General features: G+C 61.3%; 7 protein-coding genes. 5 read left to right on the plus strand and 2 right to left on the minus strand.

The features are described from left to right. Positions 1 to 105: 105 nt before the first annotated feature. The 4 genes from purE (at position 106) to HX811_RS27915 (ending at position 2,656) form a co-directional block, all read left to right on the plus strand. Positions 106 to 597, plus strand: a complete 492-nt coding sequence (gene purE, locus HX811_RS27900; RefSeq protein ID WP_003213411.1) for a 5-(carboxyamino)imidazole ribonucleotide mutase — start codon at positions 106 to 108, stop codon at positions 595 to 597. 12 nt (positions 598 to 609) lie between these two features. Then, positions 610 to 1,695: a 5-(carboxyamino)imidazole ribonucleotide synthase gene (locus tag HX811_RS27905; protein ID WP_017476761.1), complete on the plus strand. Its 1,086-nt coding sequence runs from the start codon at positions 610 to 612 to the stop codon at positions 1,693 to 1,695. 103 nt (positions 1,696 to 1,798) lie between these two features. Then, on the plus strand, positions 1,799 to 2,044 hold the full coding sequence (locus tag HX811_RS27910) for a GlsB/YeaQ/YmgE family stress response membrane protein (RefSeq protein WP_003213408.1): 246 nt from the start codon (positions 1,799 to 1,801) through the stop codon (positions 2,042 to 2,044). A gap of 78 nt (positions 2,045 to 2,122) precedes the next feature. Continuing rightward, positions 2,123 to 2,656, plus strand: coding sequence for a DUF3299 domain-containing protein (locus HX811_RS27915; protein ID WP_023659290.1), 534 nt, complete (start codon positions 2,123 to 2,125; stop codon positions 2,654 to 2,656). Between the two features lie 120 nt (positions 2,657 to 2,776). Here HX811_RS27915 and HX811_RS27920 read toward each other — a convergent pair whose 3' ends face one another. After that, positions 2,777 to 3,676, minus strand: a complete 900-nt coding sequence (locus HX811_RS27920; RefSeq protein WP_177048337.1) for a D-hexose-6-phosphate mutarotase — start codon at positions 3,674 to 3,676, stop codon at positions 2,777 to 2,779. Between the two features lie 58 nt (positions 3,677 to 3,734). Further along, positions 3,735 to 4,139 carry an acyl-CoA thioesterase gene (locus HX811_RS27925; RefSeq protein ID WP_003176975.1) on the minus strand — a complete coding sequence of 135 codons (405 nt, stop codon included), beginning with the start codon at positions 4,137 to 4,139 and terminating at the stop codon, positions 3,735 to 3,737. A 457-nt stretch (positions 4,140 to 4,596) separates the two neighbouring features. On the opposite strand from HX811_RS27925, the gene HX811_RS27930 reads away from it, so the two are divergent. Next, the gene (locus HX811_RS27930; protein WP_177041012.1) at positions 4,597 to 5,886 is read left to right on the plus strand and encodes an MFS transporter; all 1,290 of its coding nucleotides are present in this window, start codon (positions 4,597 to 4,599) and stop codon (positions 5,884 to 5,886) included. Positions 5,887 to 6,000 lie beyond the last annotated feature (114 nt).

Raw genomic sequence — 6,000 nt, forward strand, 5'->3', positions numbered from 1 at the left:
CCGGTCCAACCGGCCTTAATTCGTACAACAAGCCACGCTGGATTTCCCGCGTGGCTTGTTGTTTTTTGACGCGCCTGCGGGCGCCCAGAGAGAAGAGGCACGACGATGAGTGCATTGGTTGGCGTGATCATGGGCTCCAAGTCCGATTGGTCCACCCTTAGCCACACCGCCGATATGCTGGAAAAACTCGGCATTCCCTATGAAGTGAAGGTGGTTTCCGCCCACCGCACTCCGGATTTGCTGTTCCAGTATGCCGATGAAGCAGAATCCCGTGGCATCGAGGTCATCATCGCCGGTGCCGGCGGCGCAGCTCACCTGCCAGGCATGTGTGCAGCCAAGACTCACCTGCCAGTGCTGGGCGTACCGGTGCAGTCGTCGATGCTCTCGGGCGTGGATTCGCTGTTGTCCATCGTGCAGATGCCCGCCGGTATTCCGGTGGCCACCCTGGCGATCGGCAAGGCCGGCGCGATCAACGCTGCCTTGCTGTCCGCCAGCATCCTCGGCGCCAAGCACCCGCAGTTCCACGCGGCGCTGAAAAAATTCCGTGCTGAGCAGACAGACAGCGTCCTGGACAATCCAGACCCACGCATTGCCTGAGGTGGTTGATTGATGAAAATCGGTGTAATCGGTGGCGGCCAACTGGGCCGCATGCTGGCCCTGGCGGGTACGCCGCTGGGGATGAACTTCGCTTTCCTGGATCCGGCACCAGATGCCTGCGCGGCTGCGCTGGGTGAACACCTGCGTGCGGACTACAGCGACCCGGATCACCTGCGCCAACTGGCCGATGAAGTCGACCTGGTGACCTTCGAGTTCGAAAGCGTCCCGGCTGAAACCGTGGCCTTCCTGTCGCAGTTCGTGCCGGTATACCCGAGCGCCGAAGCCTTGCGCATCGCTCGTGACCGCTGGTTCGAGAAGAGCATGTTCAAGGACCTGGGCATCCCGACACCGGCTTTCGCCGACATCCAGTCCCAGGCTGACCTGGACGCCGCAGTCGCCTCCATCGGCCTGCCGGCCGTGTTGAAGACCCGCACCCTGGGTTACGACGGCAAGGGCCAGAAAGTCCTGCGCACCGCCGCCGACGTGGTCGGTACCTTCGCCGAACTGGGCAGCGTCGCCTGCCTGCTGGAAGGCTTCGTGCCGTTCACCGGTGAAGTCTCGCTGATTGCCGTGCGTGCCCGCGATGGCGAAACGCGTTTCTACCCGCTGGTGCACAACACCCACGACAGCGGCATCCTCAAGCTGTCCGTGGCCAGCACCGATCACCCGCTGCAAGCCCTGGCCGAAGATTATTCGAGCCGTGTGCTGAAGCAACTGGATTACGTCGGCGTGATGGCGTTCGAGTTCTTTGAAGTCGACGGTGGCCTCAAGGCCAACGAAATCGCCCCGCGCGTTCACAATTCCGGGCACTGGACCACCGAAGGCGCCGAGTGCAGCCAGTTCGAAAACCACCTGCGGGCGGTAGCGGGCTTGCCATTGGGCTCCACGGCAAAAGTCGGCGAGAGCGCCATGCTCAACTTCATCGGCGTGGTGCCGCCGGTTGATCGCGTGATCGCGATTGATGACTGCCATCTGCATCACTACGGCAAGGCGTTCAAGGCCGGGCGCAAGGTCGGCCACGCCAACCTGCGCTGCAAGGATCGCGCGACGCTGCAAGCGCAGATCCTCAAGGTCGAAGCGCTGATCGCCGAGCAATAACCCAAGGCCGGGCGGAACCATTGGTACCCGCCACCCTCTGATTGCAGGAAGCCAAAGTCTGACTAGGCTTTGACTGAATTCACTTCAATCAGAGGGAAATGCCATGGGTATCATTGGGACCATCTTTATCGGTTTGATCGTCGGCCTGCTGGCGCGTTTCCTGAAGCCAGGCGACGACAGCATGGGCTGGATCATGACCATCCTGCTGGGTATCGCCGGTTCGCTGGTTGCGACCTATGGTGGCCAGGCACTGGGTATCTATCAGGCGGGCCAGGGCGCAGGCTTCATTGGTGCGCTGGTGGGTGCCGTGGTGCTGCTGGTGATCTACGGTCTGCTGAAAAAGAAGTAATTTAGCGACCAGGCCCTCTGCGCTGCGCAGGCGCAGAGGGCTAGAATGCCGGCACTGTAATCCTTGCCGAGCCTCTCCATGCGCCGTCTCCTGTTATCCCTTCTTCTATGCACCGGGTTGGCCCACGCTGGCGAACTGCCGGAAACCGACTGGCTGGAACTGATGCCCAAGTCGGACCAGAAAGCCCTCGAAGAAATGCCGGAAATCGACCACAACTCCCCGGAAGCCCAAGGCACGTTCACCGCAAAGGGTGGCCTGAAGCAGAGCAAGGGTTTGCCGGCGGTTATGTATTCCACCAAGACGGTGGCTGCCATGAACGGCAAGAATATTCGCATTGGCGGCTACCCCGTGCCGCTGGAAACCGACGCCAAGGGCCGCAGCACGCTGTTCTTCCTGGTGCCTTATCCGGGCGCCTGCATCCACGTTCCGCCACCGCCGCCCAACCAGTTGGTGCTGGTGCGTTATCCCAAGGGCTTGAAGCTGGATGACATCTACACGCCGCTGTGGGTGACGGGCACGCTGAAGGTGGAGAAGGTCAACAATGACCTGGCCGATGCGGCGTATGCGTTGGATGCGGGGAAGGTGCGGGCGGTCAAGGAATCGGATCTCTGATCTGATGCAGAACCTAATGTGGGAGCGGGCTTGCTCGCGAATGCGGTGTGTCAGTCAGCACATGCACTAACTGGAACACCGCATTCGCGAGCAAGCCCGCTCCCACATTTTTGATTGGGGTTACAGGGCGATACCGCTGATGCTCACGCCCAGGGTATGGCTTTCACCTGGCGCCAGCGTCACCACATCGTCCAGCACATTCGCGGTCTCGATGCACAACATGCCCTGCCAGCCGTCGTCGGCCATGTCACTGAAGGCCTTGGCACGTTCAGTCCACGGGTTCCAGATCACCGTCGAGCGCGAGCCTGTGCTGGTGAGTTGAACGCGGCGCTGCCAGTCTTTATCGACGATGTTCACTTGAGCCGGGGTGTCGAGGTAGATGCGGTCGGTCTCGGCGGTGAAGTGCAGCAGCCCGGATTGCTGCTTTGGGGTCCAGCCGTCGGCCGTATCGATATAGTCCCGCCCGTCCAGGCCGTCGACCTGCACGTTGCGTACATCGCTGACCGCAAAATAGCTGTGCAACGCCTGGCTGAGGCTGACGGTCTCGGCGCCGTGGTTGTGGCTGGTCAGGCGGATGTGCAGTTGATCATCCAGCAGGATGCTCATCTTCAGGTCGACCTGATGCGGCCAACCCGGGAAGCCACCTTCAGGCACCGGCAGTTCCAGCTCAACCCTCAGCGCTGTGCCTTCGGCCTCAACGCCAGCCAACGTCCAGTCAGCGGTCCGCACGAAACCATGGGCACCGGCCGGCTCGGCGTCCTGGTACATGGCCTTGACGCTCTGCGGGTTGCGGTCGAATACGCCAAACCACGGCCAGCACACCGGCACGCCGGTACGAATGCCTTTGCCTTTCTTGAACACCACCTGATCGTTGGGCCAGATGATTGGCTTCTCGCCAGCGCGCTGGTAGCTGACGATATGCGCACCTTGCTGGGCCACCACCAATTCGGCGCCGTTGTGGCGGATGCGCCAAGCGTTCAGCTCATCCAGTTTTACGGTTTCAATGTTGGGCGTAGACATAGGCGCGCGCTCTCAATGGCAGACAATGGGGCAATGGACCGTCAAAACGTCGCGATGTTTAACGCGCCCGCGACGGAACCGAGCGGGTGCGGCCGCTGCCATCGATGGCAACGAACACAAACACCGCCTCGGTGACTTTGCGCCATTCGCTGGACAGCGGGTCGTCGCTCCACACTTCGACCATCATCTGGATCGAGCTGCGGCCGATTTCCAGGGCCTGGGTATAGAAGGACAACTGCGCGCCGACGGCCACTGGCACCAGGAATGCCATGCGATCAATCGCCACGGTGGCTACGCGGCCACCGGCAACCTTGCTCGCCATGGCGGTGCCGGCCAGGTCCATCTGCGCGACCAGCCAGCCGCCGAAGATGTCGCCGAAACCGTTGGTTTCACGCGGGAGTGCGGTGATTTGCAGGGCGAGATCGCCTTGCGGGATAGGATCTTCTTGTTCGAGTTCGATCATGCCGGTGCCTCTGACCCGTGACGCTTCATGGGTATTTCAAGTGGATAGCCGTCTTCTGGAAAAACGTTTCAGCACCAACATACACCGCTCGATGCGTTTCTCGTAAGGCGTACTAAAGGGAAACTCTGCCAAATCGGCTGGTGTATAACCAACGGCGTTTTGGCACAGCAGCCCCTCAAGGATGCGGGTCTGGCGCTTGCAAGGGCCGAGTATATCGAGCCGTCGGCGCCACGACGACCTCCCTACGCTCATTTGGTCGGTAAATAGACGCTGTATCGCGGCTTTTTCCGGCAACTGTGCTCCTGCTCATATTAATTGCACGTCTGCTACGGAAATATTTCGCGGATCTGAACTGTTAACGGCTCAACGCTGTGCTTTTTCAAGCGATTTGCTATCTTGCCAAGCCTGCCGCAAGTCCCGGGCTTGCCGTCCTGACTACTATAAGAGAAGCCTTGCCATGTCCTCCGTGCCCGCAAGCAGTGCGCAACCGTCGCGCCCGCTGACCCGCAACGACTACAAAACCCTGTCGCTGTCTGCCTTGGGCGGGGCGCTGGAGTTCTACGACTTCATCATCTTCGTATTTTTTGCGACGGTAGTCGGGAAGCTGTTCTTCCCGGCGGACATGCCCGAATGGCTGCGCATGATGCAGACCTTCGGCATCTTCGCCGCCGGCTACCTGGCGCGGCCGCTGGGCGGGATCATCATGGCGCACTTCGGCGACCTGCTGGGGCGCAAGAAGATGTTCACCCTGAGCATCTTCATGATGGCCGTGCCGACCCTGATCATGGGCCTGCTGCCGACCTACGCGCAGATCGGCCTGTGGGCGCCGATCCTGTTGCTGCTGATGCGCGTGATCCAGGGCGCGGCGATTGGCGGTGAAGTGCCGGGCGCGTGGGTATTCGTATCCGAGCACGTGCCGCCCCGTCACATCGGTTATGCCTGCGGCACCCTGACCAGCGGCCTGACGGCCGGCATTTTGTTGGGTTCGCTGGTGGCCACCGCCATCAACACGCTCTACAGCCCGGAACAGGTGTCGGATTACGCCTGGCGCATTCCGTTCCTGCTGGGTGGCGTGTTCGGCCTGTTGTCGGTGTACCTGCGTCGCTGGCTGCACGAAACCCCGATCTTCGCCGAGATGCAGCAGCGCAAGACCCTGGCGGCCGAGCTGCCGTTGCGCGCGGTGTTGCGTGACCATCGTGGCGCCATCGTACTGTCGATGCTGTTGACCTGGCTGCTGTCGGCCGGTGTGGTCGTGGTTATCCTGATGACGCCGACCGTGCTGCAAACGGTCTACCACTTCAGCCCAACGGTGGCGCTGCAGGCCAATAGCCTGGCCATCGTCACCCTGAGCCTGGGGTGTATTGCTTCCGGCGCCCTGGCCGACCGTTTTGGTGCCGGGCGCGTGCTGATCATCGGTTGTGCCTTGTTGCTGGCAACGTCCTGGACGCTCTATCACAGCCTGATGGCTCACCCGGACTGGCTGTTCCCGCTGTACGCCTTGACCGGCCTGTTTGTAGGCACCATTGGCGTGGTGCCCTATGTCATGGTGAAAGCGTTCCCGCCGGTGGTGCGTTTCAGCGGTTTGTCGTTCTCCTACAACGTCGCCTACGCCGTATTCGGTGGCCTGACGCCGTTAGCGGTGTCGCTGCTGATGAAGGAAAGCCCGATGGGCCCTGCTTACTACGTGGCTGCCCTGTGCGTGATGGGGATGGCGGTGGGTGGGTACCTGTGGAAGCGCGGGCGCTGACACGTTTTTGAAAACTGCCCGATAACCTTGTGGTGAGGGAGCTTGCTCCTGTTGAACTGCGCAGCAGTTCCATTCTGGGGGCCGCTACGCGACCCAGCGGGAGCAAGCTCTTAT

It is taken from the genome of Pseudomonas sp. F8002 (assembly GCF_013385495.1).
Lineage (GTDB): Bacteria > Pseudomonadota > Gammaproteobacteria > Pseudomonadales > Pseudomonadaceae > Aquipseudomonas.

Coding starts and splice junctions, on each gene's coding strand:
- HX811_RS27915 (WP_023659290.1), top strand. CDS start 2,123: ATGCGCCGTCTCCTGTTATCCCTTCTTCTATGCACCGGGTTGGCCCAC.
- HX811_RS27910 (WP_003213408.1), top strand. CDS start 1,799: ATGGGTATCATTGGGACCATCTTTATCGGTTTGATCGTCGGCCTGCTG.
- HX811_RS27925 (WP_003176975.1), bottom strand. CDS start 4,139: ATGATCGAACTCGAACAAGAAGATCCTATCCCGCAAGGCGATCTCGCC.
- HX811_RS27905 (WP_017476761.1), top strand. CDS start 610: ATGAAAATCGGTGTAATCGGTGGCGGCCAACTGGGCCGCATGCTGGCC.
- HX811_RS27930 (WP_177041012.1), top strand. CDS start 4,597: ATGTCCTCCGTGCCCGCAAGCAGTGCGCAACCGTCGCGCCCGCTGACC.
- purE (WP_003213411.1), top strand. CDS start 106: ATGAGTGCATTGGTTGGCGTGATCATGGGCTCCAAGTCCGATTGGTCC.
- HX811_RS27920 (WP_177048337.1), bottom strand. CDS start 3,676: ATGTCTACGCCCAACATTGAAACCGTAAAACTGGATGAGCTGAACGCT.